This window comes from Streptomyces akebiae (assembly GCF_019599145.1).
Classification (GTDB): Bacteria; Actinomycetota; Actinomycetes; order Streptomycetales; family Streptomycetaceae; genus Streptomyces; species Streptomyces akebiae.
Genome location: NZ_CP080647.1, coordinates 5,608,617 through 5,635,258, shown reverse-complemented (window position 1 = coordinate 5,635,258; position 26,642 = coordinate 5,608,617). Strand labels below are relative to the sequence as shown.

The following is a 26,642-nucleotide window of genomic DNA, read 5'->3' as shown; positions in this document are numbered from 1 at the left end:
CACGTTTCGCACGCGTCCGACCACCCTGCGCATCTACCCTCGAATCGGCGCGCAGCAACAAGACCGGCTGTACGAGAGGGAGTTGCCCATGCCCAAGCCCAGGACCATCGACCCGTCCCAGTCCACGCGGGCGATGTACGGCGCGGAACTGCGCCACCGGCGGGAACGGGCGGGCCTGTCCCAGGAGGACCTGGGGGCCGCGATGTTCATCAGCGGGGCGTACGTGGGGATGCTGGAGGTCGGGACGCGCCGGATGCAGCCGGAGTTCGCGAGGATGGCGGACGAGGTGCTGGGCACGGACGGGTTCTTCACACGGAACCTGGAGGCGGCGCGACAGTCCCCGTACGAGCATCACTTCGCAGATGTGGTGGAGTTCGAGGGCCTGGCGCTCACGATCAAGGACTGGGCGCCGATCCTGGTGCCGGGCCTGCTGCAGACGGCCGAGTACACGCGCGCGGTCGTCCGGGCCTACGACCCGTTCCTGCCGGAGGACGCGGTCGAGGGTCGGGTAGCGGCCCGCCGCGCACGAGCGCACATCTTCGAGAACCCGCGAAAGCCTCAGTACTGGGCTGTGCTGGACGAGATGGTCGTACGTCGCCCGGTGGGCGGACCGGCGGTCATGGCCGCGCAGTTGGAGCACATCGCGGCGATGGCCAGGCGCCACCGGATCATCGTCCAGGTGCTACCGCTGGCGGAGGGAGCGAATGCCGGGATGACGGGCATGTTCAAGCTCATGACGTTCGAGGACGCCCCTCCCCTCGCTTACGCCGACGGGTCCGAAACTGGCCGTCTCCAGGACGATCCTGCCGTAGTGACGCGTTCCACGCTGTCCTACGATCTGATTGGGGGTGCGGCACTGTCGCCTGGCGTGTCCCTCGCCCTGATCGAGCAGGCGGCCAAGGAGTACGAGGATGCGCAACGCACCCGATCTGAGGACCGCGACTTGGCGTAAGAGCAGCTACAGCGGGGGCAACAGCGCGGAGTGCGTCGAAGTCTCCGACGATCTCCCCGGAATCGTCCCCGTCCGCGACAGCAAAAACGCGACCGGCGATGTTCTCGTATTCCAGGCCGCCGCCTGGTCGTGCTTTGTCGCGGCGGCGGCCCGGGAACTCCGCGCCCCTCAGTAAATGGTGATCTGCTCGATCTTGTGAACCTTGCCGCTGGGGGAACCGGAGGCGAGGCCGAGGTCGAAGGCGTACCACTTCGGGAGGCGGCCCGAGTCCCACTGAGGGCCGCCCAGAACCGTGCGGTACTTGAAGCTCACCTCGTTGTTGCCGGTGTTCATCCAGCCCACGCCGTAGATGGCGACATCGATGGTGCCGGCGTTGGCGAAGCAGGGATTCACGCCGTCGACCTCGAAGTACAGGAAGTCACTCCGGTCCCCGCAGTCCACGCGGTTGATGGCGTGCGCGGGCAGCGCGGTGGCGACGGTGGCCGCCAGCGCCGCACCGGTGACACCGGCGAAGCGGAGCGCGCGGCGGGCGAGCGAACGGTTCATCGAGGACCCCTCTGGCTCTCACGACTGGGATTCGGCGAGTGAGAGGGTCAGAAGGCCCGTCAGGTTGCTTCGTATCGGGAAACTCGTCGCACCAATGCCCTTGAGGGCAGAGGCAGTTGCCCTCCCGTGCACAGTGAATTGCGAGTCCCATTTCCCGCTGTACGCTCTGCGATCAATTCCGGCTTCAAGCTTCAGAGATCGACGCAGAGGGAAGTCATGCGCAGAATCACAGCGGCCGTCGCCGCAGGTCTGATGACGTTCGCGGGACTGGTCGCGGCGGGCGCCCCGGCCCAGGCGGCGACGCCGACCGCCGAGTACGTCGCGCTCGGCGACTCGTACGCGTCCGGCGTCGGCGCGGGCTCGTACGACCCGGCGAGCGGCGACTGCAAGCGGAGCACGAAGAACTACCCCCACCTGTGGGCGGCGGCCAACCCCGAGTACACGCTGAAGGACGTCACCTGCAGCGGCGCGACCATCGCGGACGTACGGGCCGAGCAGTTGTCCGCGCTGAGCGCGTCGACGAACCTCGTCACGCTCACGGTGGGCGGCAACGACACCCAGTTCTCGACGGTGGTCAGGACGTGCCTGACCGACACCGAGAGCGCCTGCGCGCTGGCCACCGGGTGGATGTCGGCTGTCGCCAGGAACCAGCTCGTGGGTGAACTCAGCGGCCTCTACAAGGACATCAAGGCGCGCTCGCCGAAGGCCCTGATACTCGTCTTCGGCTACCCGCAGACGCTCTCCACCACCGGCGTGTGCTCCCCGATCGAGCTCAGCGCCAAGAAGCGCGCCGACATGAACGGGCTGGCCGACGCCCTCGCCGAGGGCACGGCGAAGGCGGCGGTCGACGCGGGCGTCCACTTCGTCGACATGCGCAAGCAGTTCACCGGCCACGGGGCGTGCGGCACCGACCCGTGGGTCCACGGCGTCAACACGTCCGACACGACGGCGACCTTCCACCCCAACGCGGCGGGCCACGAGAAGGGCTACGCGGCGAAGTTCATCTCCACCTGGGGCTGACCGACCCGTGACCGCGGCCGGGCTCAGGGATGGAGGATGAGCTCGGCCTCGGTCGCGCCGGCCAGCTCATATGACGTCCCGGCGGGCGGGCGGCGGCCCGAGTAGAGGCGTACGAGGGTGGAGGCGTCGCCGATGTAGCGGGCGGGCGGGGCGTCGCCGCTCGGGGCGCCGAGCAGCAGGGGCGTGTCGGTGTCGTCGAGGTCGGCGTGCAGCGGGCGGGTGCCGCCCACCCGGGTGAGGTGGGTCAACAGCTCCACCGCCAAGCCGAGTTGGGGACCGTCGTACGCGCCTGGCAGACTCCACGCCTCGCGTACGTCACCGGCGTGCACCCACTCGCCGAAAGCGACGCCGTCCAGGACGCCACCGGCGTCGGCGATGACCGGGCCCGCCTCGGTCATGCCCCGCTCCAGCGCGTCCACGATCCGCGCGACGGGCCACTCGACCCGCTCGGCGATGTCCCGGTCGTTCGACTCCGGGCTGAACACGCCCTTCTCGAGCCGGCCCTCCACCACCCGCGACAACACGGCGGAACAGTGCGCCAGCATGTCCCGCACACTCCACCCCGGACAACAGGTCGCCGCCCCGAAGTCCGCCTCCGGCCTCCCCCGCAACAGCGGCACCAGCGCGTCCCGCTCACCGGCCAGCAGCCGCGCGGGGAGTCCGGGGTCCCGTACATCGTGCGTATCAGCCACAGTCGTCATGCACCCCACGCTAGGGGCAGAGGGCCGCCGGGCGCACGACCACGGCGCACCACCACCAGCACGGCGCACCACCACGGCACAATGCGTACATGCCCGACTCCCAGTCCCCCGGCGAAGCCCTTCGCCACCGCTGGCTGCCCGCGTTGTCGTCGGCCCGGGACGGGGCCCGCCGCCCCGATCCGTTCCCGTACTGCGACAACCTGATCAAGCGCTGGTCGGAGCCCCAGCGGAAGTACCACACCCTCGACCACCTCACGGCGGTGCTGGACCGTATCGAGGTGCTGGAGGACCACGCGACGGACCCGGACCTCGTCCGTCTGGCCGCCTGGTTCCACGACGCGGTCTATCTGCCGGAGCGGTCGGAGAACGAGGAGCGCTCGGCCCGGCTCGCCGAGCGGGCGCTGCCGGAGGCGGGGGTGTCGCAGGAGAGGACGGCGGAGGTGGCGCGGCTGGTGCGCCTCACCGTCACGCACGATCCGGCCGACGACGACCCGAACGGGCAGGTCCTGTGCGACGCGGACCTGGCGATCCTGGCGTCACCGCCGGACGCGTACGCCGCGTACGCCGCCGCCGTGCGGGAGGAGTACGGCTTCGTCCCGGACGACGCGTTCCGAGCGGGCCGCGCGGCGGTGCTGCGTCAACTCCTCAACCTGCCAAGGCTGTTCAGGACGCCGTACGGACAGCGGGAGTGGGAGGCCCGAGCCCGGGAGAACCTGCGGACGGAGCTGGCGGAGCTGACGGAGCTGACGGGACCCACAGGGCCGGCCGACAGCTGAACCGGCGGCGGCTCCGCGCCGGGAATGCGACCCGGTGGCCGTCGGTTGCCCATGGATATGCCCTCACCCGCCGCCGCTCCGGACCACGCCGCCCGCTTCCGCATACCCCTCTCCGTCTACATCCTCGGCCTCGCCGTCTTCGCGCTCGGGACCAGCGAGTTCATGCTCTCGGGGCTGCTGCCGCCCATCGCCGAGGACATGGACGTGTCCATTCCCCGGGCGGGACTGCTGATCTCGGCGTTCGCGATCGGGATGGTGGTCGGGGCGCCCCTGCTGGCCGTGGCGACGCTGCGGCTGCCGCGCCGGACGACCCTCGTCACCCTCATCACCGTCTTCGGCCTCGGTCAGGTCGCCGGCGCTCTCGCCCCCAACTACGCGGTCCTCTTCGCCTCCCGGATCGTGAGCGCGCTCGCCTGCGCGGGGTTCTGGGCGGTCGGGGCGGCCGTGGCCGTGGCCATGGTGCCCGTCAACGCCCGGGCCCGCGCGCTGGCCATCATGATCGGCGGATTGTCGATCGCGAACGTGCTGGGCGTACCGGCGGGCGCGTTCCTCGGGGAGCACTTCGGGTGGCGCTCGGCGTTCTGGGCGGTGGCGGTCGCCTCGGCGGTCGCGCTGGTCGGCGTGGTCACGCTCGTACCGGCCATCCCGCTGCCCGCCGAGCGGCCCCGGCTCGCCCGGGAGGCCCGGATCTACCGCGACGGGCAGGTCTGGCTGTCCATCGGCGTCGTGGCGCTCGCCGCCGGTGGCGTCTTCTGCGCGTTCAGCTATCTCGCGCCGCTGCTCACGGACGTGTCGGGCCTGGACGCGGGCTGGGTGCCGACGGTGCTCGCGCTGTTCGGGATCGGGGCGCTGATCGGCACGGCGGTCGGGGGCCGGTTCGCGGACGCGCACCTCTTCGGGGTGCTGCTCAGCGGGATCGCCGCCTCCACGGTGCTGCTGGTCGCCCTGGCGCTGCTCGCCCAGTACGCCGTGGCCGCCGTCCTCCTCTCCTTCCTCCTCGGGGTGTCCTGCTTCTACACCGCCCCGGCCCTCAACGCCCGCCTGTTCAACGTGGCCGGTGCCGCCCCGACCCTCGCCGGTGCCACCACGACCGCCGCGTTCAACCTCGGCAACACCGGCGGCCCCTGGATCGGCGGCGTCGTCATCGACGCGGGTCACGGCTTCGCCGCCACGGCCTGGGCGGGCGGCGCCATCACGGCGGCCGCCATCGTCGCGACCGCCGTGTCCCTGCGCCTGCACCGGCGTACGCGGGCCTCCCGCCTGGTGGCCGGGAACGGTGACACCGTCGGCGCGGGCACCGTAAATCCGGTACGTACGGAGGCCTGACCACGCCTATCCTCGCCGCCATGCGACGAATGGGTGGGGAACAGGTACGGGAAGCCGTCGAACACGGTCTCGCGGTGCTGGGGGCGGTGGCCGACCGGGACTGGGAGGGCACCAGGGCCGGGCGGCTGGACTGGAACTGCCGGGAGACCGCCGAGCACATCGCGTCGGACCTGATCGCGTATGCGGCACAGTTGGCGGGGCGGCCGACGGCACGCTACGTACCGTTCGAGATCGACATGGCGGAGTGCGAGAACAACGCCGACGTGCTGGAGGTGATCCGCACGACCGGCGCCCTGCTCACGGCCACCGTCCACACCACCCCCCGCTCGGTCCGCGCCTTCCACCCGTACCCGTTCCGCGCCGCCGACCGCGAGGGCTTCGCCGCGATGGGCGTCGCCGAGGTGCTGCTGCACACGCACGACATCGTGGAGGGCCTCGGGCTTCCGGCGTCCGCGGCCGTGCCGCCCGCCGGGCTCGGCCTGTGCGAGTCCGTGCTCGCGCGCCTCTTCCCGCACGTCAGGCCCGGTGACGACCCCTGGGCGACGTTGTTGTGGGCCACCGGTCGTGGCGACCTGCCGGGCCGGGCGCCCGTCACGGAATGGAAGTGGAGCAACCCGCTGCACATCGACGCCGAGCGGCTCGTCCTCCAGGGCATCCACCCGGCCGCCGCGGCCGATCTCGCCGAGGGCGGCACCGGCGGCTTCGACTGGGTCGTGGGCGGCCCGGTCGACGGGACCCGGATCGGCGCGGGCCTGGTGTTCCAGGCGTACGAGGCGGGGGTGCACCGCCCGGAGTGGGGCATGTTCGTGCTCGTCCGCAAGGAGGACGGGCTGGCCGTCGGCGCGCTCGGCTACCACGGGGCGCCGGACGAGGAGGGTCGTGTCGAGATCGGGTACGACCTGGTCGAGGGGGCGCGCGGGCGCGGTTACATGACCGAGGCGGTGGGCGCGCTGACCGGCTGGGCGCGGGGGCGGAGCCGGGAGCGGGGGGACGTACGGTCGCTGTTCGCGGTCGTCGAGAAGCTCAACACCCCTTCGCAGAGCGTCCTTTCACGCGCCGGATTCGAGAAGGTGAGCGACGACTGGGGCGACGGGGAGCACGGGGAGCACGGCGGGCAGTTCGCGTACGAACTCCGGCTGCGCGCCTGAGGTACGCCGGGCCCGACCGCTCCGGGACCGGGTGAACACGCCGGACGCGGTCTTCGTCGACTGACCCACTCCCCCACTGCCCCACTGGCCCACTGACCCGTACGGGCGGCGCGGCCGATGCCGTTCCGGCCCTCAGGCCGAGGGCCCCCGGCGTTTCGGCCTGCGCAGCCCCGCTCCCGTCAGCCTGCGCAGCAGCTCCTTCGAGCCCACCTCCACGGCACCCGCCCGCACGACCTCCGCGTAGCGATGGGACGGGATGTCGTAGTGGTCGCGCTCGAAGGCGCGCTCGGGGATGCCCAACTTCCTGGCGAACGCGTGCAGTTCGTCGAAGGACACATCGCTCACCAGGTGGGACCACATCCGCCCGTGCCCCGGCCAGGTGGGCGGATCGACGTAGAGGGTCACGAGGACGCCGCCCCGCCGGGGGCATCCCCGAAGGCACCGGGGGACGGGACGCCCAGCGACCCCAGCGCCGCGACCCGCACCCCCGCCTTGTGGCACACCCACTGCGGATCGGGCCCGAGCTCCGGCTCGACGTCGAGGGCGTGCGGGTCGCCGTCGCCGCAGACCGGGCACAGGGGCCAGCGGCCGTACCGTTCGAGCAGGGCGTCCTGGACGTCCTGGGCGACGAGCCCGGCGACGTACGCCGCGCCGTCCGGCCACTGCTCGACCCACCAGCGGCGCTGCGCGACGGATTCCTCGACCATCGAGACGATGTCCGCCTCCGCGACTTTCCCGGACACCAGATCGGCGAGCACGAGGGCGCGAGCCGCGTGCAGCGTCTGCTCAAGGGGGCTCACGGGGTCACTGCTGGGGCTCATGCATCCATTGTGCGGCCCTTGACCATCACACCCGACAGAAAATATCTTTCAATATGTGAGCGATGACGTGAAGGAAATTTTCTCACCGGGGTCCGCACCGGTCGCGCCGCCCGCCCCCGCCGCCCTCGCGGCGAAGGTGCGGACGCTGGCGCCCTCCATGACCCGCTCCATGCAGCGCGTCGCGGAGGCGGTGGCGAACGACCCGGCCGCCTGCGCGGCGCTCACCGTCACGGGCCTCGCCGAACTCACCGGCACCAGCGAGGCCACGGTCGTCCGCACCGCCCGCGTCCTCGGCTACCCCGGCTACCGCGACCTGCGCCTCGCCCTCGCGGGCCTCGCCGCCCACCAGCTCTCGGGCCGCGCGCCCTCGGTCACGGCCGACATCGCGGTGGACGACCCGCTGCCCGACGTGGTCGCCAAGCTCGCCTACGACGAGCAGCAGACCCTCGCGGACACGGCGGCCGGACTCGACATGGGCCAGCTCGGCGCGGCCGTCGCGGCGCTCGCCGGTGCCCGGCGCATAGACGTGTACGGGGTGGGGGCATCCGGGCTGGTCGCCCAGGACCTCACACAGAAACTGCTCCGCATAGGGCTGATAGCCCAGGCGCACAGCGACCCGCACCTCGCCGTCACCAACGCGGTGCAGCTCCGCGCGAAGGACGTGGCCGTGGCGATCACCCACTCCGGCTCCACGGGCGACGTCATCGAACCGCTGCGGGTGGCCTTCGACCACGGCGCCACGACGGTCGCGATCACCGGCCGCCCGGACGGGCCGGTCTCCCAGTACGCCGACCACGTCCTGACGACGTCCACGGCACGGGAGAGCGAGCTGCGACCGGCGGCGATGTCGTCCCGGACGAGCCAACTGCTGGTCGTGGACTGCCTGTTCGTCGGAGTGGCGCAACGGACGTACGAGTCGGCCGCGCCGGCGCTGTCCGCCTCGTACGAGGCGCTGGCCCATCGGCATCGGATCGGGGGCCCCTCGCGGTAGCCGGGACGGCTGTCGCGGTGACCGCGGCCGACCGTCCCGACCGTCCGGACCACCACGGCGTCCGCCCTCGAAGGCACAGTCGCTCCACCCCGCACGAAATGAGTCGCCATGCCCCCCACCTCCCCGGACACCTCCGCACTCCCGAACGCCGCCGGCCTTCCGGGCGGGTCCGGCCTCCCGGGCGGGTCCCGCCTCCCGGCCGGCTCCGGCCTCCCGGGTGCCGCCCTGGCCAACCACCTGGCCGTGCGCGCCGAGTTGGAGTCGTTGACGACCGAGGCGTTCCGGCCGGAGCTGGCCGACATCGATCAGCTTCCGACGCTCGACATCGCGAAGCTGATGAACACCGAGGACGCGGGGGTGCCGACGGCCGTGGCCGCGCAGTTGCCGCTGATCGCGGCGGCGATCGACGCGATCGCGGAGCGGATGGGCCGGGGCGGTCGGCTGATCTACGCGGGCGCGGGGACGGCGGGCCGGCTGGGGGTGCTGGACGCGTCCGAGTGCCCGCCGACGTTCAACACGGCCCCGACGCGGGTCGTGGGCCTGATCGCGGGCGGCCGTGAGGCCATGGTCACCTCGATCGAGGGCGCGGAGGACTCGGCGGACCTGGCCCGCACCGACCTCGACGCGCTCACCCTGACCCCCGACGACACGGTGGTGGGCGTCTCGGCCTCGGGGCGCACGCCGTACGCGGTGGGAGCGGTGGAGCACGCGCGGGCGGCCGACGCGCTGACGGTGGGCCTGTCCTGCAACGCGGCCAGCGCGCTGGCGGCGGCGGCCGATCACGGCATCGAGATCGTCGTCGGACCCGAGCTGGTCACCGGCTCGACCCGGCTCAAGGCGGGCACGGCCCAGAAGCTCGTCCTCAACATGCTCTCGACGATCACCATGATCCGCCTCGGCAAGACCTACGGGAACCTGATGGTCGACGTGCGGGCCACCAACGACAAGCTCCGCGCCCGCTCCCACCGCATCGTCGCCCTCGCCACCGGCGCGACGGACGACGAGATCGAAACGGCCCTCACCGCCTCGAACGGCCAGGTCAAGAACGCCATCCTCACCATCCTGAGCGGCGTGGACGCCCCCACGGCGACCCGCCTCCTGACCGAGAACGAGGGCCACCTCCGGGCGGCCCTGGCGGCGGCGATGTCACGGTGAGACGCCTCGCGACGGCACCCTGCGGCGGCCCCTGACGCCCATGGAGGGAGGGTTGTCGGTGCCGCATGGCACCCTTCATAGGTCAGAAGAGGGTCCGCGAATACACCACCCCGGGGTGAGACCACCATGAACCACGCCCAGCTCACCGCCCTCGGCCGTGCCCTGCGCGTCCTCGGGGAGCACGGCGACGCGCTGAACGCCGACACCCCGGACGCCCGGCTGCACGAGGTGAAGGCCGACATCAAGCGAGCCCTGGAGCTGCTGGACGAGACGGTCACGACGGCCGCCCCCACCACCCGCTGCGCCGAGCATCCGAACGGCCCGGTGGACGAGGAGGCCCCCGACCGCTGCCTGCTCTGCGAGACCCGCCGCCGCGCCGCCCGCCGCACCGAGCTGAACGACAGCTACGGCCCGCCCCGCCCCGCCGGCCCCACCACCCCGGCCCCCTCCCGCTACGGCATCCGGGACGACCGCCCCGAACCCCAGCAGCGCTGGCTCCCGGAAGCGTGGAACGGCCAGGTCTGGCAGCTCTGCGGCACCCCCCGCCGCGACCGCCGCGAGGCCGAGCTCTACCTCGCCGCCCAGCGCCGGGGCCCCCGCCCCGCCATCGCCTACCGCCTGGTCCAGGAGTTCACCGACTACGACGTGACCCGCATCTGGGGCGAACCGGTCCGGATGGACATCGAGCCCCTGGGGAACATGTGAGCGCCCCCGGGCGCCCGAGAGTCTCGCTCAGCACGGCAGCCTCCCCTCCGCGTTGACCCGCCGCACCCGGGCCCGCAGCACCTCCCCCGGCGTGGCCTCGCGCAGCGCCTCCGGCGGGCAGTCCCACTCCCGCCCACCCCCGACCGGCCGCAACTGCACGTAACCGCCCTCGCGGCCCATCACCTCACCGAGCCGCCCGTCGCGCACGTCCACGGCGTACGACCGCCGCGGGGCGGTCACGTCTCGGCCGCCTTGCGCAGCACGGCGGCGAGCTTGGCGGCGACCTGGAGATTGCAGCGTCCCAACTCGACCAGGGCATAGGGCAGTTCACTCGCGCCGGTGATCGGGTCGACACGCAGGGAGGGCAGGATGATCCCGACAGCGCGCAGGGCCTGGTCGAGCTGCTCCACGGCGTCCTCGGTCGAGAACGCGGACCTGCGCCGGCCGTTCGCCGCTCTGTTCTTCACGTCGTCCATTCCTCCACGCTGGGTTGCCGATTCACCACACAGCGTGTCCGACACCGCCCTAACCTGGCCAGATACGACGCCCCAACAGGGGGACTGCTGTACAGGGAGTAGTGCCCATGCCAGGACCGAAGGACCTCGACCCGTCGTCGTCGCCGCGAGCGATGCTGGGAGCGGAGTTGCGCCACGCCAGGGAGCGGGCAGGGCTCAGCCAGGAGGAACTGGGCCAGCAGCTGTTCGTGAGCGGATCGTTCGTGGGGCAGCTGGAGGCGGCGGTACGGCGTATGCAGCCGGAGATCGCCCGCCTGATCGATGTCGCGCTCGACACGGACGACTTCTTCTCGCGCAACTGCCTGGCCATGGCCAAGTCCCGCTATCCCGAGCACTTCGCGGCAGCCGCAGAAGCGGAAGCAGAGGCCACCGCGATCAGGGAGTACGCCCCAACCCTGATTCCCGGCCTGATCCAGACGCCCGCATACGCACGAGCTGTGAACCGCGGCTTCGCCCCAACGGCACCGGAGGAGACGATCGACGAATGGGTGGACGGCCGCATTGCCCGCACCCGCCTGCTCGACGATCCAACAAAACCGATGCTGTGGGTGGTCCTTGACGAAGCGGGACTGCGCCGGGAGACCGGCGGCCGGGCCGTGATGGCGGAAGCCCTCACCCACGTCGCCCGCCTGGCCCGCAGGAACCGAATCGTCATGCAGGTGCTGCCCTTCAGCGCGGGCGCCCACACGGCCATGGGTGGTTCACTGAAGCTGATGGACTTCGACGACGCCCCGACCCTGGTCTACTTCGAGGGGCCCCGTGTCGGACGCCTGGAGGACGACCCGGGCCTCGTTTCCCAGCTGAAGCTCACCTTCGAACTCCTCGCAGCCTCCGCGCTCCCGCCCGAGAAGTCCCTGGCCTTGGTCGAAGCATTGGCGCAGGATTATGCCCATGAGGAACATCTCTGACCACGAGCTGGGCAACGCCATATGGCACAAGTCGAGCTACAGCGAAGGCGGCGGCGGCAACTGCCTGGAAGTCACCCTCTCCTCCTCCCCCCACATCCCCGTGCGCGACTCCAAGAACCCCCTCGGCCCGAAGCTCGTGTTCCGGGCGGAGAGCTGGTCCCTCTTCATCGAGGATCTGAAGCGAGCCTGACCCGCCAGGGTCCAATAGGTCAGGATCTGACCTACTCCCGTCCTAACGTGGCGTCATGAACACCACCGCGAACTCCCCCGCCCCGACCCTGCCCACCGACGAGCACGCCGACCTGCTGGAGGCGTTGGACAAGCACCGCGGCTTCCTGCGCCTCACCACCCGGGAGCTCACCGACGAGCAGGCCGGCCGGCGGACGACCGTCAGCGAGCTGTGCCTCGGCGGCCTGATCAAGCACGTCACGGCGATGGAACACAACTGGGTGGAGTTCATCCGCATCGGCACCTCGGCGATGCCCGACTTCACCGCGATGACCGAGGACGACTGGGCGCGGCGGGCCGACGAGTTCCGGATGCTGCCCGGCGAGACGCTGGCGGACGTACTGGACGCGTACGAGCGGACGGCGGCCCGTACGACCGAGGTGGTCGCCGCCCTGCCCGACCTGAGCGTCTCTCACCCGCTGCCGAAGGCCCCGTGGTTCGAGGGGGAGGCGAGCTGGTCCGCCCGGCGGGTGCTGATGCACATCATCGGCGAGACGGCCCAGCACTCCGGGCACGCCGACATCCTCAGGGAGGCCCTGGACGGCGCGAAGAGCATGGGCTGACGCGCGGGCGGAACCGGCCCCGAAGCTCAAGCCACCAGCCGCGAGCCCTCTTTTTTCGGAACGGGAGGTGGGCCTCAACCCACCCTCCCACCCGGCAAGTTGACGTCACGCGTTCGACTTGCCACGCACCGTGACGGTGCTGATACGGTGCCCGCAGACGAAACAGCCCCCGCCAGGTGCTACCAACACCTGCGGGGGCTTGACCTACGAGATCGAAAGCGACTCGATCCCCATGGCTGCTGCCAACTCTAGTGCTGCCCCCCTGCCCGCGCACGCGGACCCGCACCCTCCGCACCGTCACCCCATGGCCAACCCGGGCTACGGCAAGCGCGCCGCCCCCGGCCAACTCCCCCACACGGCACACGACTTCGCCGGCCTCCCACCCCGCGAAGCAGCGATCGCCGCGTACATCGACCGCCTCCCCGACGGTGCCGACATCAGCGTGAAGACGCTGGCCAAGGAGCTGCCGTACGGCCAATGCGCCCTGCGTACGGCCCTCAACAGGCTTCAGGACGCGGGCCACTTGCGCCGGGGCCGCGAACACCTGACCGCCAAGTCGGGGACGTCGCAGTGGATCACCCGAACGTGGTTCTCCCGTACCGCGCGCGACGACACCTGGTGGGCGAGGTTCACGCGGGGTGACGTACCCGAAGAGGAACCGGACCGAGCCCGTCCCACCCGCTCCCGCGCCCACATCCTGCTCGCCGCCCTGGGCCGTACGACGCCGGTCCTGACCCTGTCGCAGGCCGACTGCGTGGCCCTGGCCCCGCTCCTGACCCCGTGGTTCGAACGCGGCGCCACGGAGGAGCAGATCAACCGGGCCCTCACCAGCGGCCTCCCCACCCCCGTCCACAGCCCGGCCGCCCTCATCCGCACCCGTCTGCGCGACAAGCTCCCGCCTGAACCGGTGCCGTTGCCGGAACGCACCCCGGAGCCAGAGCTCTCACGTCCTCCCCTCCGCATGCTGGAATGCGCCCACTGCCGCACCCCGGGCCGCCCGGAAGCCCTGCCGGGCGGCGTCTGCGGCGCGTGCCGCGGCGAACGCGCCCCAGCCCACTCCAAGGCGCCCCTGTCCGCCGCCGCGGTCCGCACCCACGCGGCCCAGATCCGTGCGGCGATGTCACAACAGCCACGAGAGGGGACACCCGTATGACCGCTCCTACGGTCCGCCGACACCACGCCGGGGCACGATGGGAGGAAGGAGGCGACACCATGACCCCTGACACCGCTGAGCACCCGCAGATGTCCGTCGAGGACTTCGAGGAACTCGTCCGCAGGGCCCCCCGGGAACTGCGGAACCGGCTGGAGTTTCTCGGCGGGAGGCTGTGCGTCCGGCACGGCCCGCTCGACGTCGACGAGTTCGAGGAGCTGGCCGCCGTGGCTCCCGAGACCGTGCGGCTTGAGTACATCAACGGAAAAGTAGAGGTCAAGGCAGTGCCGGACGGCAAGCACACGTCGATCTTCATGTGGCTGCTGCGCCACTGCATGCAGCAGCGGCCAGACCTCGACCTCGCGCCCGAGCGTGGTGTGAAGGCAGAGGCATATCGGAAGGGTCGCGCCCGCACCGACGGCTTCCTGGCACCGGTGGACCACTTCGTGCAGGACGGCGAGTGGTCCGACCCGACCGGCGCCCTCATGGCCGTGGAGATCACCTCGCACGACCGCGACACCGACCAGCGCGACCGCGTCGACAAGCCCCTCGGCTACGCGGCGGCCGAGATCCCCGTCTACCTGCTCATCGACCGCGACAACACCACCGTCACCGTGTTCAGCGAACCGAAGGACGGCCGGTACCGGCAGACCGAGTCCCACCCGTGGGGCGCGACCGTCGAGATCCCGGCGCCCGTGAGCATCACGCTCGACACCGAGAAGCTCAAGGACTACGCCGACTGACCACTACCGGATACCGGATACCGGCTACCGGCCGCGCCCGCGGGTTCCCCGCCGGAGGCTCCTACTTGAAGGGAACGTTCACGCAGGCCAGCCGCGCCCCGGCCGTGCCGGCGTGCCCCGCGTGGGTGGAGGTGGCCGCCGTGTGGAGCACCACCGAGCGGGCCCCGTCGGCCCGGAAGCGCCAGTCGACGGTGGCGATCGAGCGGGCCGAACCGTCCTCGTTCGTCCGCACGTCGAGCCACACCTCGTTCTCAGGGTTGGCGTACGCCGGGTCGACGGACGGCTGGTTCGGGTCGAGCTCGTCCTGGTAGTGCGGCCCGGCGTCGGCGGGCAGCTTGCCGCACGGTTTGGTGTGGACGTGCGCGCCGTAGACGCGGTTCGCGGCGAGGTCCCGCAGCCGCAGCTCGATCCGCGTACCGCCGTCGCGCCGCAGCTCCTCCTTGACCTGCACCCGCCCGGCGACCGGGACCAGGGCGGTGTCGTAGGTGACGGCGGTCGCGACATCGGCGGTGTCGGCCGGGGCGAACACCGTCTTGACGACGACCTTCGGCACCGGTGCCTTCTTCTCGACCGTCTCGCTGGCGCCCGCGTTCGCGGCGACGCCGAGGCCGCCCGCGATGGCCGCGACGGCGGCACCGGCCGCGAGGAACCGCTTGTGCTTGAGGGTGAGCTTGTGTCGTGCCATGGGTATCTTGTCCGATTCGTGGGGGAAGGGGACCGTCAAGGGACGGTCAGCGCATCGGCGCCCCAACTCCCCGTGCAATCAGGAGAGTTGGGGCGCCGACGGCGCTGTGCCACGACACTACAACGACACATATGACGGAATTGGTTCGCTACCGCCGGGTACTGGGGAGACTTGGCGAAAGATCCCCGGCGCGGGCCCAACGCGGGCCCAACGCGGGCCCAGCGCGGGGCCCGGCACGAGCCCGGCGCGGGGGGCGACTCAGCTGAGCGACCCCAGCGCCGACGGCTCGAACGTCTTCAGCTCGTCGAAGCGGCCGCCGAGCACCTTCGCCGCCCACTCGGGGTCCTGGAGCAGCGCACGGCCCACGGCGACGAGGTCGAACTCCTCGGCCTCCAGACCGTCCAGCAGGTCGTCGATCCCCTTCGTCGTCGCCTCCTCGCCGGCGAACGCGGCGAGGAACTCCCCGTCCAGACCGACCGAGCCCACCGTGATGGTGGGCTTGCCGGTGAGCTTCTTCGTCCAGCCCGCGAGGTTCAGCTCCGAGCCCTCGAACTCCGCCTGCCAGTAGCGGCGCGTGGACGCGTGGAACGCGTCGACACCGGCCGCCACCAGCGGGTTCAGCACCGCCTCCAGTTCCTGCGGCGTCTCGGCGAGACGCGCGTCGTACGCCTCCTGCTTCCACTGCGAGTAGCGGAAGATGACGGGGAAGTCGGCGGACACGGAGTCCCGCACGGCCGCCACGATCTCCGCCGCGAACTTCGTCCGGGCGACCGGGTCACCGCCGTAGGCGTCCGTACGGCGGTTGGTGCGCTCCCAGAGGAACTGGTCGACGAGGTAGCCGTGGGCCCCGTGGATCTCGACGCCGTCCATGCCGATGCGCTCCGCCTCGGCGGCGGACTTGGCGAAGGCCGCGATGACCTCGTCGATGTCGGCCTGGGTCATGGCCCGGCCGCCTGCCGCCTCGGTGCCGTCGACCCGCAGACCGGAGGGGCCGAACACGGGGGCGTCCGGGAAGAGCTTGCCCTGCTGCCGGACGGTCCCGATGTGCCACAGCTGCGGCACGATCGTGCCGCCCCCGGCGTGCACGGCCTCCGCGACCTTCGCCCACCCCGCGAGCTGCTCCTCACCGGCGAACCGGGGCACCCCGTCGAGATCCCCCGCCGTCTCGTGCCCGACGTACGTCCCCTCGGTCACGATCAGCCCGACCCCCGCGGCGGCCCGCCGCCCGTAGTACGAGGCCACATCCGCCCCCGGCACCCCACCGGGCGAGAACACCCGCGTCATCGGCGCCATCGCGATCCGGTTCGGCACGGTCAGCCCGTTGATCGTGACGGGCCGGGACAGCACCTCGGCGGCGCGGGACGTGGAGCCAGTGGCGGAAGCGGTGGGGGCGGTGGAGGCGGTGGTCACGTGGGGACTCCTTGAGGGGGAGAGCGGAATGAATTCCATGCGCACGCATATAGCGCGCGCCTCTCCGCACAACCACACGACCGGCCACAGGATTCCGCCCCCGCTCCCGCGTCCACTGTGACCCCGAGCACACCACGTTTCCGGCCCGCGACGTGCCGGAAACGCCCGAGGGCGGCACCCCCTGTCTCCAGGGGGTGCCGCCCTCGGTGCGAAGGACGGTGATCGACCGGGGTCGATCAGAAGTCCATGTCACCGCCCGGCATGCCGCCGCCGGCGGGCGCGGCGGACTTCTCCGGCTTGTCGGCGATGACGGCCTCGGTGGTGAGGAAGAGCGCGGCGATGGAGGCGGCGTTCTGCAGGGCAGAGCGCGTGACCTTCGCCGGGTCGATGATGCCGGAGGCGATCATGTCGACGTACTCACCGGTCGCGGCGTTGAGGCCGTGGCCGACCTGGAGGTTGCGGACCTTCTCCACGACGACGCCACCCTCGAGACCACCGTTGACGGCGATCTGCTTGAGCGGGGCCTCCAGCGCGAGCTTCACGGCGTTGGCGCCGGTCGCCTCGTCACCCTCCAGCTCCAGCTTCTCGAAGACCTGGGAGGCCTGCAGCAGGGCCACGCCACCACCGGCGACGATGCCCTCCTCGACGGCCGCCTTCGCGTTGCGAACGGCGTCCTCGATGCGGTGCTTGCGCTCCTTGAGCTCCACCTCGGTCGCGGCACCGGCCTTGATGACGGCCACGCCGCCCGCGAGCTTCGCCAGGCGCTCCTGGAGCTTCTCGCGGTCGTAGTCCGAGTCGCTGTTCTCGATCTCGGCGCGGATCTGGTTGACCCGGCCGGCGACCTGGTCCGTGTCACCGGAGCCGTCGACGATGGTGGTCTCGTCCTTGGTGATGACGACCTTGCGGGCGCGGCCCAGGAGGTCCAGGGTCGCGTTCTCCAGCTTGAGGCCGACCTCCTCGGAGATGACCTCGCCGCCCGTGAGGATGGCGATGTCGCCGAGCATGGCCTTGCGGCGGTCACCGAAGCCCGGGGCCTTGACGGCGACGGACTTGAAGGTGCCACGGATCTTGTTGACGACCAGGGTCGACAGGGCCTCGCCCTCGACGTCCTCGGCGATGATCAGCAGCGGCTTGCCCGACTGCATGACCTTCTCCAGGAGCGGGAGCAGGTCCTTGACGTTGCTGACCTTGGAGTTGGCGATGAGGATGTAGGGGTCCTCCAGGACCGCCTCCATGCGCTCCATGTCGGTCGCGAAGTACGCCGAGATGTAGCCCTTGTCGAAGCGCATGCCCTCGGTGAGCTCGAGCTCCAGACCGAAGGTCTGCGACTCCTCGACGGTGATGACGCCTTCCTTGCCGACCTTGTCCATGGCCTCGGCGATGAGCTCGCCGATCTGGGTGTCGGCGGCGGAGATGGAGGCCGTGGAGGCGATCTGCTCCTTGGTCTCGACCTCCTTGGCCTGGTCGAGCAGGGCACCGGAGACGGCCTCGACGGCCTTCTCGATACCGCGCTTGAGGGCCATCGGGTTGGCGCCGGCGGCTACGTTGCGCAGGCCTTCCTTGACCAGGGCCTGGGCGAGGACGGTCGCGGTGGTCGTACCGTCACCGGCGACGTCGTCCGTCTTCTTGGCGACTTCCTTGACCAGCTCGGCGCCGATCTTCTCGTACGGGTCCTCGAGCTCGATCTCCTTGGCGATGGAGACACCATCGTTGGTGATCGTGGGGGCGCCCCACTTCTTCTCGAGGACGACGTTCCGGCCCTTGGGGCCGAGCGTCACCTTGACGGCGTCCGCGAGCTGGTTCATGCCGCGCTCGAGGCCGCGCCGCGCCTCCTCGTCGAACGCGATGATCTTGGCCATGTGAAGTGGTCCTCCCGGACTGGGGTGGATTGCTCCGGACCGCGCTGGCGCCCGCGACGGACGGCCTGCCTGCCTCGTGGTTCCTTGCCCCACCCGGCCTGCGGGCCTCACCGACCCGGTCCTCGTTGTCACTCTCACCTTCAGAGTGCTAACGCCAATGATTAGCACTCGACCATGCCGAGTGCAAGCGGCTCTCGATGATCCGCAGGTGAACGCGCCCCCGCGCGCCCCGTCGACAGACCCACGCCGCGGCCCGGATCAGCCCGTGCGCCTGCCGGGCCGGCGGCCCCACACACGAGAGGGCTCGCACCCCGAAACGGGGTGCGAGCCCTCCCATGAAGAACGAAGAACGTCGCTGCGTTGAACCCGGCGCGTACTTCAGCCGGCCGCCAGTCGGACCATGTCCGCCTGCGGCCCCTTCTGACCCTGCGAGATCTCGAACTCGACCCGCTGGCCCTCTTCCAGGGTGCGGTAACCGTCCATCTGGATCGCGCTGTAGTGGACGAAAACATCCGCACCACCGTCGACCGCGATGAAGCCGTACCCCTTCTCCGCGTTGAACCACTTGACGGTGCCCTGAGCCATGCCTAACTCCCCTATTACTGGCCCTTGCACAGATCCACACTTCGCGGATCCGGGTCAGACCTCACCCCCCAACGGTTGGGGGTGTGCGCCGGAACGCGTCGACCGCGGCCGAATGTATCTGTCCAACTGCCCTCTGCAACAGGTCAATCGGACGAGAATTCTGGACACGACCGGTCGGGAATGTACGAACAATTCGCCCGAATTCAGGGCAAGTCGGGCCCCACAAAAGGAACGAAATACGCAAAAGGCCTGCACACTTTGGCTACTTCATATAGGGCGTGCGGCGCGATCAAATATGCGACCGGCAAGGAATCACTACGGCGATCGGACCGGGTTCCCCAACTCTACAGTGCTCAACCATAGAGAATTGCCCCCTCCGCTTCTCTCACGGAGGGGGCAATTCGATGAACTCTCGGTAATCAAAGTTACCGACGGTTACTACCGACCGGTACGGCGCGGCGGTCAGCCACCGGCGACCGCGGGAATGATCGACACACCCGCACCGTCCGGCGTGGCCGTCTCCAGGCCCTGCTCGAACCGGACATCGTCGTCATTCACGTACACATTCACGAAACGCCGCAACTTGCCCTGATCGTCGAGCACCCGGGCGGCGATCCCGTTGTGGTTCTTCTCCAGATCGGCGATGACCTCGCCGAGGGTCGCCCCTTCGGCACTCACCTCGGCCTGGCCCCCGGTGTAGGTGCGAAGGATGGTCGGAATGCGGACGTTGACGCTCATGACTTGTGACCTCCGGTCGGTGCAGAAGAGTTGGGGGGCGGGACCGTGCTCAATGGGCGGCTACCGCCGCGTGGGCGCGACCAGCCCCCACGGACCCGCGGACGAACGACTGGCAGCCCTTACGCGAGACCGGCCGCACGGAACGAATCGAGGTTGGGCCGAATGGTCGCGGTGAGTCCGGTCCCGGCCACCGCGTCCAGCGTCTTCAGGCCGTCCCCGGTGTTGAGCACGACCGTGGTCAGCGTCGGGTCGAGAACGCCGTCCTCGATCAGCTTCTTCGTCACTCCGACGGTCACCCCGCCCGCGGTCTCCGCGAAGATCCCCTCGGTCCGCGCCAGCAGCTTGATCGCGTCGACGACCTGCTCGTCCGTCACGTCCTCCACGGCCCCGCCGGTCCGCCGCGCGATGTCCAGCACATACGGCCCGTCCGCCGGGTTGCCGATCGCGAGCGACTTGGCGATGGTGTTCGGCTTCTGGGGGCGCACCACGTCGTGTCCGGCCTTGAAGGCCACCGACACCGGCGAACACCCCTCGGCCTGCGCGCCGAAGATCTTGTAGGGCTTGTCCTCGACGAGCCCGAGCTTGATCAGCTCCTGCAGACCCTTGTCGATCTTCGTGAGCTGCGACCCGGAGGCGATCGGCACGACCAGCTGGTCCGGGAGCTGCCAGCCGAGCTGCTCGCAGATCTCGTACGCGAGCGTCTTCGACCCCTCCGCGTAGTACGGCCGCAGGTTGACGTTGACGAAGCCCCAGCCCTCACCGGCCGGGTCGCCGATCAGCTCGGAACAGAAGCGGTTCACGTCGTCGTAGTTGCCTTCGATGCCGACGAGCTCGCCGCCGTAGATCGCGGCCATGACGACCTTGCCCTGCTCCAGGTCGTGCGGGATGAACACGCAGGACCGGAAGCCGGCGCGGGCGGCGGCGGCGCCGACGGCACCGGCCAGGTTGCCCGTGGAGGAGCAGGACAGGGTGGTGAAGCCGAAGGCGCGGGCCGCCTCCAGGGCCTGGGCGACGACCCGGTCCTTGAAGGAGTGCGTCGGGTTGCCGGAGTCGTCCTTGACGAAGAGCTTGCCGGCGTCGACACCGAGCGCGGCGGCCAGGTTGTCGGCCTTGACGAGCTGGGTCCAGCCGGGGTTGATGTTCGGCTTGGTGGCCACGTCCGCCGGGACGGGCAGGAGCGGCGCGTACCGCCAGATGTTCGCGGGACCGGACTCGATCCGCTTGCGCAGCTCGTCCGTTTCGTAGGCGGAGTAGTCGTACGCGATCTCCAGGGGCCCGAAACACTCCTCGCAGGCGAAGACCGGCCCGAGGGATACGCGGTGACCGCATTCACGGCAGCTCAGTGCGGCGGCGGGGCCGAGGTCTACTGTGGAGTCGGTGGTGCTTGCAACTGTCTGCGCAGCCATGGAGGCGAGGCCCTTTCTCCTCATCTTCCTCACGACGCACTTCGCCGTGAGACGGATTTGGCACCTTCCCTAGCCGGGAGCCTCGCGGTTGCGATCGACGGTGATCGCCACGAGACCGGCTGGAGGGTTGCCGGGGCTTCATCGGGCCGTATCCCTCTGCCCCTCTGGATGAGCGGTATTTGGTTGTATACGCCGACGAGCCGCGACATGCGATGGTCACCAGCGTTGTCCAAGACTGTAACCGAAGGCCAGGACAGTTGAGAGAGCCGTCCGAACCGCGAGATGAACGCAGAGGAGCCGCGCACTGTGCTGAAGGAAGTCGAGCGCTGGCTGAGTACCCGCTCCTGGTCCATGGCCGACCGCCCGCTCCACCGGATCATGGCCGCGAAACGAGCCACGGGGCAGACGGTCAGCGTCGTCCTGCCCGCGCTGAACGAAGAGGCAACGGTCGGCGACATCGTCGCGATCATCCGCCACGACCTGATGCGGCAGGTGCCGCTCGTCGACGAGATCGTGGTCGTCGACTCCGGGTCCACCGACCGGACGTCCCAGGTCGCGGCGGCCGCCGGAGCCAGGGTCGTCCACCGTGACGACATCCTGCCCCGCGTCCCGGCCGTGCCCGGCAAGGGCGAGGTCCTGTGGCGGTCGTTGCTGGTGACGTCCGGCGACATCGTCTGCTTCATCGACGCGGACCTCAAGGAGTTCTCGTCGGACTTCGTCTCCGGGATCGTCGGCCCGCTGCTCACCGACCCCGGTGTCGACCTCGTCAAGGCGATGTACGACCGCCCCCTCGGATCCGCCGCCGGCCAGGGCGGCCGTGTGACGGAACTCATGGCCCGCCCCCTGCTCAACATGCACTGGCCCCAGCTGGCCGGCTTCGTCCAGCCGCTCGGCGGCGAGTACGCCGCCCGGCGCTCGCTGCTGGAGCGGCTGCCCTTCCCGGTGGGCTACGGCATCGAGCTGGGCATGCTGGTCGACGCACTGCACCTGGTCGGCCTCGACGCGCTCGCCCAGGTCGACGTGGGCGTCCGCAAACACCGCCACCAGGACGGGGCGGCGCTGGGCCGCATGTCCGCGGCGATCTATCGCACCGCCCAGCTGCGGCTGGCCCGGGGTCACCTGATCCGGCCGGTGCTGACGCAGTTCGAGCGGGGACGGGAAGGGTTCGAGCCGCGCACGTACTCGGTGGACCTGGAGGAACGGCCGCCGATGGTGGAGATAGGGGAGTACGCGGAGCGAAAGGCCGCTTGAGGAGGTGGGGGTGCCTCTTTCGTCGGCGGGTGCGGGTGAGTGGGGCTTCTCGCGCCCCTGAAAAGCTCGGGGCGCAGCCCCTGCTTTTCAGGGGCGCGGGGAACTGCGCGACAAGCCCCCACTCACCCGCACCCGACCACCGAACAGGCACCCCCCACCCCACCAGTCACCCGGTACTCGGCCGAACCGTACGTTTGACCGGCGAACCCAAGGGCTAGGTTGAGCCGTATGGCATCGACGCACAGCGCGCGGATCCTCGTCGCCTCCAACCGGGGCCCCATCACGTACACCGAGGACGAATCCGGCGCCCTCACAGCGAAGCGTGGCGGTGGCGGCCTCGTCTCGGGGCTCTCCGCGATCGACTCGGAGGCGGGCGCCGTCTGGGTGTGCTCCGCCCTCGGCGACGGCGACCGCGAGGCCGTACGCCGCGGTGTCGGCGAGCCCGGGGTCCGCATGCTCGACATCCCCGCCGACGTGCACCACGCCGCGTACAACGGCGTCGCCAACTCCACGCTGTGGTTCGTGCACCACATGCTCTACCAGACCCCGCTGGAACCGTCCTTCGACGCGGAGTTCCGGCGCCAGTGGGCGTCGTACGAGACGTACAACCGGGCCTTCGCCGAGGCGCTCGCCCAGGAGGCGGCGGACGGCGCGTCCGTACTCGTCCAGGACTACCACCTGACCCTGGTCCCCCGGATGCTCCGCGACCTCCGCCCCGACCTGCGGATCGGGCACTTCTCCCACACCCCGTGGGCACCCGTCGACTACTTCCGGCTGCTGCCCGACGACGTCGCCGCCCAGGTGCTCGACGGCATCCTCGGCGCCGACCGCGCCGCGTTCCTCACCCGGCGGTGGGCGGACGCGTTCAGCGAGTGCGCTCGCGCCGTCCTCGGCCCCGACGCCCTCTCCGGCACCCGGATCGGCGTGCACGGCCTGGGCGCCGACGCGGACTTCCTGCGGGCCCGCGCCCACGAGGCGGACGTCGACGACCGCATGGCCGCGCTGCGGGAGCAGATCGGTACGGCTCCCGACGGCACCCCGCGCCGCGCCGTCGTCCGCGTCGACCGCACGGAACTCTCCAAGAACATCGTGCGCGGCCTGCACGCCTACCGGCAGCTCCTCGACGACCGCCCGACCTGGCGCGAGCGCGTCGTCCACCTCGCCCTCGCCTACCCGTCGCGGCAGGACCTCGCGGTGTACCGGGACTACATGGCCGAGGTCCAGCGGGTCGCGGACGACATCAACGAACGGTACGGCACGCCGGATTGGACGCCGGTCGTCCTCCACCTCAAGGACGACTTCGCCCGTTCCCTGGCGGCGTACCGGCTCGCCGACGTGGCCCTGGTGAACCCCATCCGGGACGGCATGAACCTCGTCGCCAAGGAGGTGCCGGTCGTCTCCGACGAGGGGTGCGCGCTCGTGCTGTCGCGGGAGGCCGGGGCGTACGAGGAGCTGGGGGACGACTCGATGGTGGTGAACCCGTACGACGTGGTCGCTACGGCTGCCGCCCTGCACGAGGCGCTGTCCCTGCCGCCGGCCGAGCGGGCGGAACGGACGAAGCGGCTTGCCGGGGCGGCCACGGCGCTGCCGCCCACGCAGTGGTTCCTGGACCAGTTGAGGGCGTTGGAGGGCGCCTAGTAGCTCGGGGGTTCGGGTTCGTTGGCGAGTGCAGGCCCGTCGTGGTTGCTCGCGCGGTTCCCCGCGCCCCTGAAAGAGCTGGGGCGCCCCCTCGCCCCTGAAAGAGCCGGGCGCCCCCTGCCTATACGCGCTCGGCGATCGCCGCCAGCAGGCCTACGACCCCCGCCGGGCCGTCGACGACCAGGTCCGCCCGCTCCGACAGCTCCGTGACCTCCGTGCTGCCGCTGCACACCAGCAGGCCCGGGGTGCCCTCGGTGCGGAGTTTCTCGATGGTGGCGAAGGCGGGGAGGTCGCCGAGGTCGTCCCCGGCGTAGAGGACGGACTCGGCGGCGGTCTCCGCGAGGTGATCGCGGAGGGCGACGCCCTTGTCCATGCCCGGGGGCCGGAGTTCGAGGACCAGGCGGCCGGGTTCGACGATGAGGCCGTGGCGGTCGGCGAGGTCGGCCAGCGGGGCGCGCAGGGCTTCGAAGGCGGCCTGGGGGTCGGTGGCGCGGCGGGTGTGGACGGCGACCGCGCGGCCCTTCTCCTCGATCCAGGTGCCCTGCCGGGCACCGACACGGTCCAGCAGGCCGGGGAGCTCCGCGCGGACCGCGGCGACACCGGGGTGCGGGGCGGGGGCGCTGACGGTGCCGGTGACGGCGTCCCAGCGTTCGGCGCCGTAGTGGCCGAGGACCACGAGGTGTTCCAGGCCGGGGACGCCGGCGAAGCCGCCGTGGCGGACGGCGACGGAGGCGGGGCGGCCGGTCACCACGGCGACGGAGGCGACCTTGGGGGCGAGCGCGGCGAGGGCGGCGACCGCGTCGGGGTGGGCGCGGGCCTGTTCGGGGTCGGGGACGATGGGGGCGAGGGTGCCGTCGAAGTCGAGGGCGATCACCGTGCGGCCGGGTCGTTCGAGGATCGCGTCCAGCGCGGCCCGCCCGGCGGAGGTCACGGGTGTCGGCAAGGTGGCCTGGTGGTTCTCTGCGTCCTTGTGGCTGCCCATGGCGTCGACCCTATCCGTCATCTCTCCTCCCGGCGGGCCTCTCTCACCCTTCGCAGCCGGTTGACCGTGACCGGGTCGTGGGCGAGGGCGCGCGGGTCGTCGAGCAGGGCGTTGAGCAGCTGGTAGTACCGCACGGGTGCGATCCCGAGCCGCTCTCTTATGGCCCGCTCCTTGGCCCCCGGCCCCGCCCACCCCTGCCGCTCCACGGCGAGGATGGCCTGTTCACGGGGTTCGAGCGCGTCCATGGGACGACCGTAGCGGACGGGTGTGACAGGGCGCCTGACTGCCGTGCGCCCCTGAGAAGCACGGGGCGCACGGCAGCTGCTTTTTCGGGGGCGCGGGGAACTGCGCGAGAAGCCCCACCGGACCCGCACCCGCCGGCGAACCACGCACCCCCATCCCCGAGGCGCCCTAATCCTCGCGATCCGCCGCACTCGCCGTCTGCTGCAGCTGCTCCAGCACGACCCCGGGCTTCGCCCCCGGCCGCACCGCCCGCCCGATCTGCTTCTTGACCGCCGCGCTGACATCCGCCCAGGACGTCTTGCCCACGGGCGGCAACGCGGCGTCGGGAAGCGCGTCGAGGAAGGGGTGGAGGTCCACGTCGTCCGGGTCCGCCGCCATCTCCTCGGACGCGGACGCGGTCACCGGCAGCAGGTCGTACTCCCGGGAGAAGTCGAGCACGTTCTCGTCGCTGTAGACGAAGTCGAGGAAGTCACCGATCTCCTCCCCGTGCCCGTTCTGTTTGAAGGCCATCATCCAGTCGGCAACGCCCATCGTGGCGTGGCGTCGCCCGTCGTACCCCGGCATGGGCGCCGTCCCGTAGTCGACTCCCTCGGCGGCGGCCATCCGCATCAGGGTGGGATGCCCGTTGAGCATGCCCACCTCCCCGCGCGCGAACGCCGCGAACGCGTCGGCCCGGTTGAGCTCCGCCGGCGCGGTGGGCCCCGTGAGCCCCTTGTCGACCAGCTTGTCCTTGAGCCAGGTGAAGGTCCGGACGTTCTCGTCGGAGTCGATCCGGTAGGTGCCGACGTTGTCGGTGTAGCCGGCCCCGCCGCTGAGCAGCCACTGCATGGTCTCGGCCTGGGCCTCCTCGGGCCCGAGCGGCAGCGCGTACGCGGTCCGGACCCCGGCCTGGTCGAGGGCCGCCGCGTCGGCCGCCAGCTCGCTCCAGCTGCGCGGGGCGTCGTCGAGGCCCGCCTCGGCGAAGAGCTTCTTGTTGTAGAAGAGGACGCGGGTGGACGCGGCGAACGGCATCCCGTAGGCGACGCGCCGCACCTTGCCCGCGTTGGCGAGCTGGGGGAGGAAACCGGCCTGGACGGGGATGGAGAGCAGGTCGTCCACCTCGTAGAGCCGGTCGGCGGAGGCGTAGTCCGCGTAGGTACCCGCCTGCGCCATGTCGGGCGCCTCGCCGGCGGCGACCATCTCCCTGATCTCGCGGTCGACGTCGTTCCAGGAGTGGACGGTGACATCGACCGTGACGCCCGGGGTCCTCTTCTCGTACGCCTTCACGACCGCGTCCCAGTACTTCCGGGAGCTGTTGGCCTTGGAGTCGCCGTAGTCGGCGGCGACCAGCGTCAGGGTGACGCCGGGGCCGTCGGCCGCCGAGGCACCGCAGCCCGCGAGCGTCGCCATCAGCCCCAGCGCGGACAGTGCCGCCATCCCACTGTTCCTGCTGTTCCCGCTGTTCCTGACGCCCGTCTTCGTCCGCCGCTGTCGCTGTCGCACTCGTCCTGCCCCAACCCATCGCACATGCCCCGCGTGGAACAGCCTGGATCACCGGCTCCGCGCCCAAGGCCGTTGATCACTCAACTTCTCGAACTCTCCATAAGGTCTACACCAC

General features: G+C 70.9%; 31 protein-coding genes and 1 riboswitch. Of the genes, 16 read left to right on the top strand and 15 right to left on the bottom strand.

Annotated elements, in window-relative coordinates; genetic code table 11:
- Positions 1–88: 88 nt before the first annotated feature.
- Both K1J60_RS24355 and K1J60_RS24350 read left to right on the top strand, forming a co-directional pair.
- Positions 89–952, top strand: a complete 864-nt coding sequence (locus K1J60_RS24355) for a helix-turn-helix domain-containing protein (RefSeq protein ID WP_220648034.1) — start codon at positions 89–91, stop codon at positions 950–952.
- Positions 912–1,127 carry a DUF397 domain-containing protein gene (locus K1J60_RS24350; protein WP_220648033.1) on the top strand — a complete coding sequence of 72 codons (216 nt, stop codon included), beginning with the start codon at positions 912–914 and terminating at the stop codon, positions 1,125–1,127. The genes K1J60_RS24355 and K1J60_RS24350 overlap by 41 nt, the downstream gene beginning before the upstream one ends.
- Here K1J60_RS24350 and K1J60_RS24345 read toward each other — a convergent pair.
- The gene (locus tag K1J60_RS24345; RefSeq protein ID WP_220648032.1) at positions 1,121–1,498 is read right to left on the bottom strand and encodes a beta/gamma crystallin domain-containing protein; all 378 of its coding nucleotides are present in this window, start codon (positions 1,496–1,498) and stop codon (positions 1,121–1,123) included. The genes K1J60_RS24350 and K1J60_RS24345 overlap by 7 nt on opposite strands.
- A 216-nt stretch (positions 1,499–1,714) precedes the next feature.
- Here K1J60_RS24345 and K1J60_RS24340 point away from each other — a divergent pair, with 216 nt between their 5' ends.
- The gene (locus K1J60_RS24340) at positions 1,715–2,518 is read left to right on the top strand and encodes an SGNH/GDSL hydrolase family protein (RefSeq protein ID WP_220648031.1); all 804 of its coding nucleotides are present in this window, start codon (positions 1,715–1,717) and stop codon (positions 2,516–2,518) included.
- Between the two features lie 23 nt (positions 2,519–2,541).
- Here K1J60_RS24340 and K1J60_RS24335 read toward each other — a convergent pair whose 3' ends face one another.
- Positions 2,542–3,219: a maleylpyruvate isomerase family mycothiol-dependent enzyme gene (locus tag K1J60_RS24335; RefSeq protein ID WP_220648030.1), complete on the bottom strand. Its 678-nt coding sequence runs from the start codon at positions 3,217–3,219 to the stop codon at positions 2,542–2,544.
- An 89-nt stretch (positions 3,220–3,308) separates the two neighbouring features.
- On the opposite strand from K1J60_RS24335, the gene K1J60_RS24330 reads away from it, so the two are divergent.
- The 3 genes from K1J60_RS24330 (at position 3,309) to K1J60_RS24320 (ending at position 6,469) form a co-directional block, all read left to right on the top strand.
- Entirely contained in the window at positions 3,309–3,995 is a 687-nt protein-coding gene (locus K1J60_RS24330; RefSeq protein ID WP_220648029.1) for an HD domain-containing protein, read from the top strand.
- Between the two features lie 102 nt (positions 3,996–4,097).
- Positions 4,098–5,321: a Cmx/CmrA family chloramphenicol efflux MFS transporter gene (locus K1J60_RS24325; protein WP_220651661.1), complete on the top strand. Its 1,224-nt coding sequence runs from the start codon at positions 4,098–4,100 to the stop codon at positions 5,319–5,321.
- Between the two features lie 29 nt (positions 5,322–5,350).
- A complete protein-coding gene (locus K1J60_RS24320) occupies positions 5,351–6,469 on the top strand; it encodes a GNAT family N-acetyltransferase (RefSeq protein WP_220651660.1) in 1,119 nt (372 codons plus the stop codon).
- Between the two features lie 132 nt (positions 6,470–6,601).
- Here the strand turns inward: K1J60_RS24320 and K1J60_RS24315 are convergent, their stop codons facing one another.
- Positions 6,602–6,874, bottom strand: a complete 273-nt coding sequence (locus K1J60_RS24315) for a DUF4031 domain-containing protein (RefSeq protein ID WP_220648028.1) — start codon at positions 6,872–6,874, stop codon at positions 6,602–6,604.
- A complete protein-coding gene (locus tag K1J60_RS24310; protein WP_220648027.1) occupies positions 6,871–7,290 on the bottom strand; it encodes a hypothetical protein in 420 nt (139 codons plus the stop codon). The genes K1J60_RS24315 and K1J60_RS24310 overlap by 4 nt, the downstream gene beginning before the upstream one ends.
- Before the next feature lie 55 nt (positions 7,291–7,345).
- On the opposite strand from K1J60_RS24310, the gene K1J60_RS24305 reads away from it, so the two are divergent.
- From K1J60_RS24305 to K1J60_RS24295, 3 genes are all read left to right on the top strand, one after another.
- Positions 7,346–8,281, top strand: coding sequence for a MurR/RpiR family transcriptional regulator (locus tag K1J60_RS24305; RefSeq protein WP_220648026.1), 936 nt, complete (start codon positions 7,346–7,348; stop codon positions 8,279–8,281).
- A 108-nt stretch (positions 8,282–8,389) separates the two neighbouring features.
- Complete coding sequence (gene murQ, locus K1J60_RS24300; protein ID WP_259407894.1) at positions 8,390–9,436, top strand: N-acetylmuramic acid 6-phosphate etherase; 1,047 nt, start codon at positions 8,390–8,392, stop codon at positions 9,434–9,436.
- Positions 9,437–9,562: 126 nt separating this feature from the next.
- Positions 9,563–10,141 carry a hypothetical protein gene (locus K1J60_RS24295; RefSeq protein ID WP_220648025.1) on the top strand — a complete coding sequence of 193 codons (579 nt, stop codon included), beginning with the start codon at positions 9,563–9,565 and terminating at the stop codon, positions 10,139–10,141.
- Positions 10,142–10,168: 27 nt separating this feature from the next.
- On the opposite strand, the gene K1J60_RS24290 is transcribed toward K1J60_RS24295, so the two are convergent.
- On the bottom strand, positions 10,169–10,381 hold the full coding sequence (locus tag K1J60_RS24290; RefSeq protein WP_220648024.1) for a hypothetical protein: 213 nt from the start codon (positions 10,379–10,381) through the stop codon (positions 10,169–10,171).
- Positions 10,378–10,617 (bottom strand): hypothetical protein, encoded by a 240-nt coding sequence (locus tag K1J60_RS24285; protein WP_220648023.1) that lies wholly within the window; start codon positions 10,615–10,617, stop codon positions 10,378–10,380. The genes K1J60_RS24290 and K1J60_RS24285 overlap by 4 nt, the downstream gene beginning before the upstream one ends.
- A gap of 107 nt (positions 10,618–10,724) precedes the next feature.
- Here K1J60_RS24285 and K1J60_RS24280 point away from each other — a divergent pair, with 107 nt between their 5' ends.
- The 5 genes from K1J60_RS24280 (at position 10,725) to K1J60_RS24260 (ending at position 14,248) form a co-directional block, all read left to right on the top strand.
- Positions 10,725–11,564, top strand: a complete 840-nt coding sequence (locus K1J60_RS24280) for a helix-turn-helix domain-containing protein (protein ID WP_220648022.1) — start codon at positions 10,725–10,727, stop codon at positions 11,562–11,564.
- Positions 11,548–11,754 (top strand): DUF397 domain-containing protein, encoded by a 207-nt coding sequence (locus tag K1J60_RS24275; RefSeq protein WP_220648021.1) that lies wholly within the window; start codon positions 11,548–11,550, stop codon positions 11,752–11,754. Before K1J60_RS24280 ends, K1J60_RS24275 begins: the two co-directional genes overlap by 17 nt.
- A 55-nt stretch (positions 11,755–11,809) precedes the next feature.
- Positions 11,810–12,355: a DinB family protein gene (locus K1J60_RS24270; protein ID WP_220648020.1), complete on the top strand. Its 546-nt coding sequence runs from the start codon at positions 11,810–11,812 to the stop codon at positions 12,353–12,355.
- A gap of 304 nt (positions 12,356–12,659) precedes the next feature.
- The gene (locus K1J60_RS24265; protein ID WP_220648019.1) at positions 12,660–13,508 is read left to right on the top strand and encodes a helix-turn-helix domain-containing protein; all 849 of its coding nucleotides are present in this window, start codon (positions 12,660–12,662) and stop codon (positions 13,506–13,508) included.
- Between the two features lie 59 nt (positions 13,509–13,567).
- Positions 13,568–14,248, top strand: a complete 681-nt coding sequence (locus K1J60_RS24260; RefSeq protein ID WP_220648018.1) for a Uma2 family endonuclease — start codon at positions 13,568–13,570, stop codon at positions 14,246–14,248.
- A 61-nt stretch (positions 14,249–14,309) separates the two neighbouring features.
- Here the strand turns inward: K1J60_RS24260 and K1J60_RS24255 are convergent, their stop codons facing one another.
- From K1J60_RS24255 to thrC, 6 genes are all read right to left on the bottom strand, one after another.
- Positions 14,310–14,933 (bottom strand): superoxide dismutase family protein, encoded by a 624-nt coding sequence (locus K1J60_RS24255; protein WP_220648017.1) that lies wholly within the window; start codon positions 14,931–14,933, stop codon positions 14,310–14,312.
- Between the two features lie 258 nt (positions 14,934–15,191).
- Positions 15,192–16,343: an NADH:flavin oxidoreductase gene (locus K1J60_RS24250; protein WP_220648016.1), complete on the bottom strand. Its 1,152-nt coding sequence runs from the start codon at positions 16,341–16,343 to the stop codon at positions 15,192–15,194.
- Positions 16,344–16,579: 236 nt separating this feature from the next.
- Positions 16,580–18,202 (bottom strand): chaperonin GroEL, encoded by a 1,623-nt coding sequence (gene groL / locus K1J60_RS24245; protein WP_220648015.1) that lies wholly within the window; start codon positions 18,200–18,202, stop codon positions 16,580–16,582.
- A gap of 378 nt (positions 18,203–18,580) precedes the next feature.
- Positions 18,581–18,787 carry a cold-shock protein gene (locus tag K1J60_RS24240; protein WP_005486335.1) on the bottom strand — a complete coding sequence of 69 codons (207 nt, stop codon included), beginning with the start codon at positions 18,785–18,787 and terminating at the stop codon, positions 18,581–18,583.
- A 462-nt stretch (positions 18,788–19,249) separates the two neighbouring features.
- Entirely contained in the window at positions 19,250–19,525 is a 276-nt protein-coding gene (locus K1J60_RS24235; RefSeq protein ID WP_033525955.1) for a ubiquitin-like small modifier protein 1, read from the bottom strand.
- Between the two features lie 119 nt (positions 19,526–19,644).
- Entirely contained in the window at positions 19,645–20,931 is a 1,287-nt protein-coding gene (gene thrC, locus K1J60_RS24230; protein ID WP_220648014.1) for a threonine synthase, read from the bottom strand.
- Positions 20,932–20,948: 17 nt separating this feature from the next.
- Positions 20,949–21,106: riboswitch (SAM riboswitch) on the bottom strand.
- A gap of 131 nt (positions 21,107–21,237) precedes the next feature.
- Between thrC and K1J60_RS24225 the strand changes: the two genes are divergently transcribed.
- Together K1J60_RS24225 and K1J60_RS24220 are read left to right on the top strand one after the other, a co-directional pair.
- Entirely contained in the window at positions 21,238–22,182 is a 945-nt protein-coding gene (locus K1J60_RS24225; protein WP_220648013.1) for a glucosyl-3-phosphoglycerate synthase, read from the top strand.
- A gap of 228 nt (positions 22,183–22,410) precedes the next feature.
- Complete coding sequence (locus tag K1J60_RS24220; RefSeq protein WP_220648012.1) at positions 22,411–23,820, top strand: alpha,alpha-trehalose-phosphate synthase (UDP-forming); 1,410 nt, start codon at positions 22,411–22,413, stop codon at positions 23,818–23,820.
- Between the two features lie 121 nt (positions 23,821–23,941).
- On the opposite strand, the gene otsB is transcribed toward K1J60_RS24220, so the two are convergent.
- From otsB to K1J60_RS24205, 3 genes are all read right to left on the bottom strand, one after another.
- Positions 23,942–24,802 (bottom strand): trehalose-phosphatase, encoded by an 861-nt coding sequence (otsB, locus tag K1J60_RS24215; RefSeq protein WP_220651658.1) that lies wholly within the window; start codon positions 24,800–24,802, stop codon positions 23,942–23,944.
- A 17-nt stretch (positions 24,803–24,819) separates the two neighbouring features.
- Positions 24,820–25,047: a DUF3263 domain-containing protein gene (locus tag K1J60_RS24210; protein WP_033525960.1), complete on the bottom strand. Its 228-nt coding sequence runs from the start codon at positions 25,045–25,047 to the stop codon at positions 24,820–24,822.
- A gap of 166 nt (positions 25,048–25,213) precedes the next feature.
- Positions 25,214–26,461: an ABC transporter substrate-binding protein gene (locus K1J60_RS24205; protein WP_259407893.1), complete on the bottom strand. Its 1,248-nt coding sequence runs from the start codon at positions 26,459–26,461 to the stop codon at positions 25,214–25,216.
- Positions 26,462–26,642: the final 181 nt, after the last annotated feature.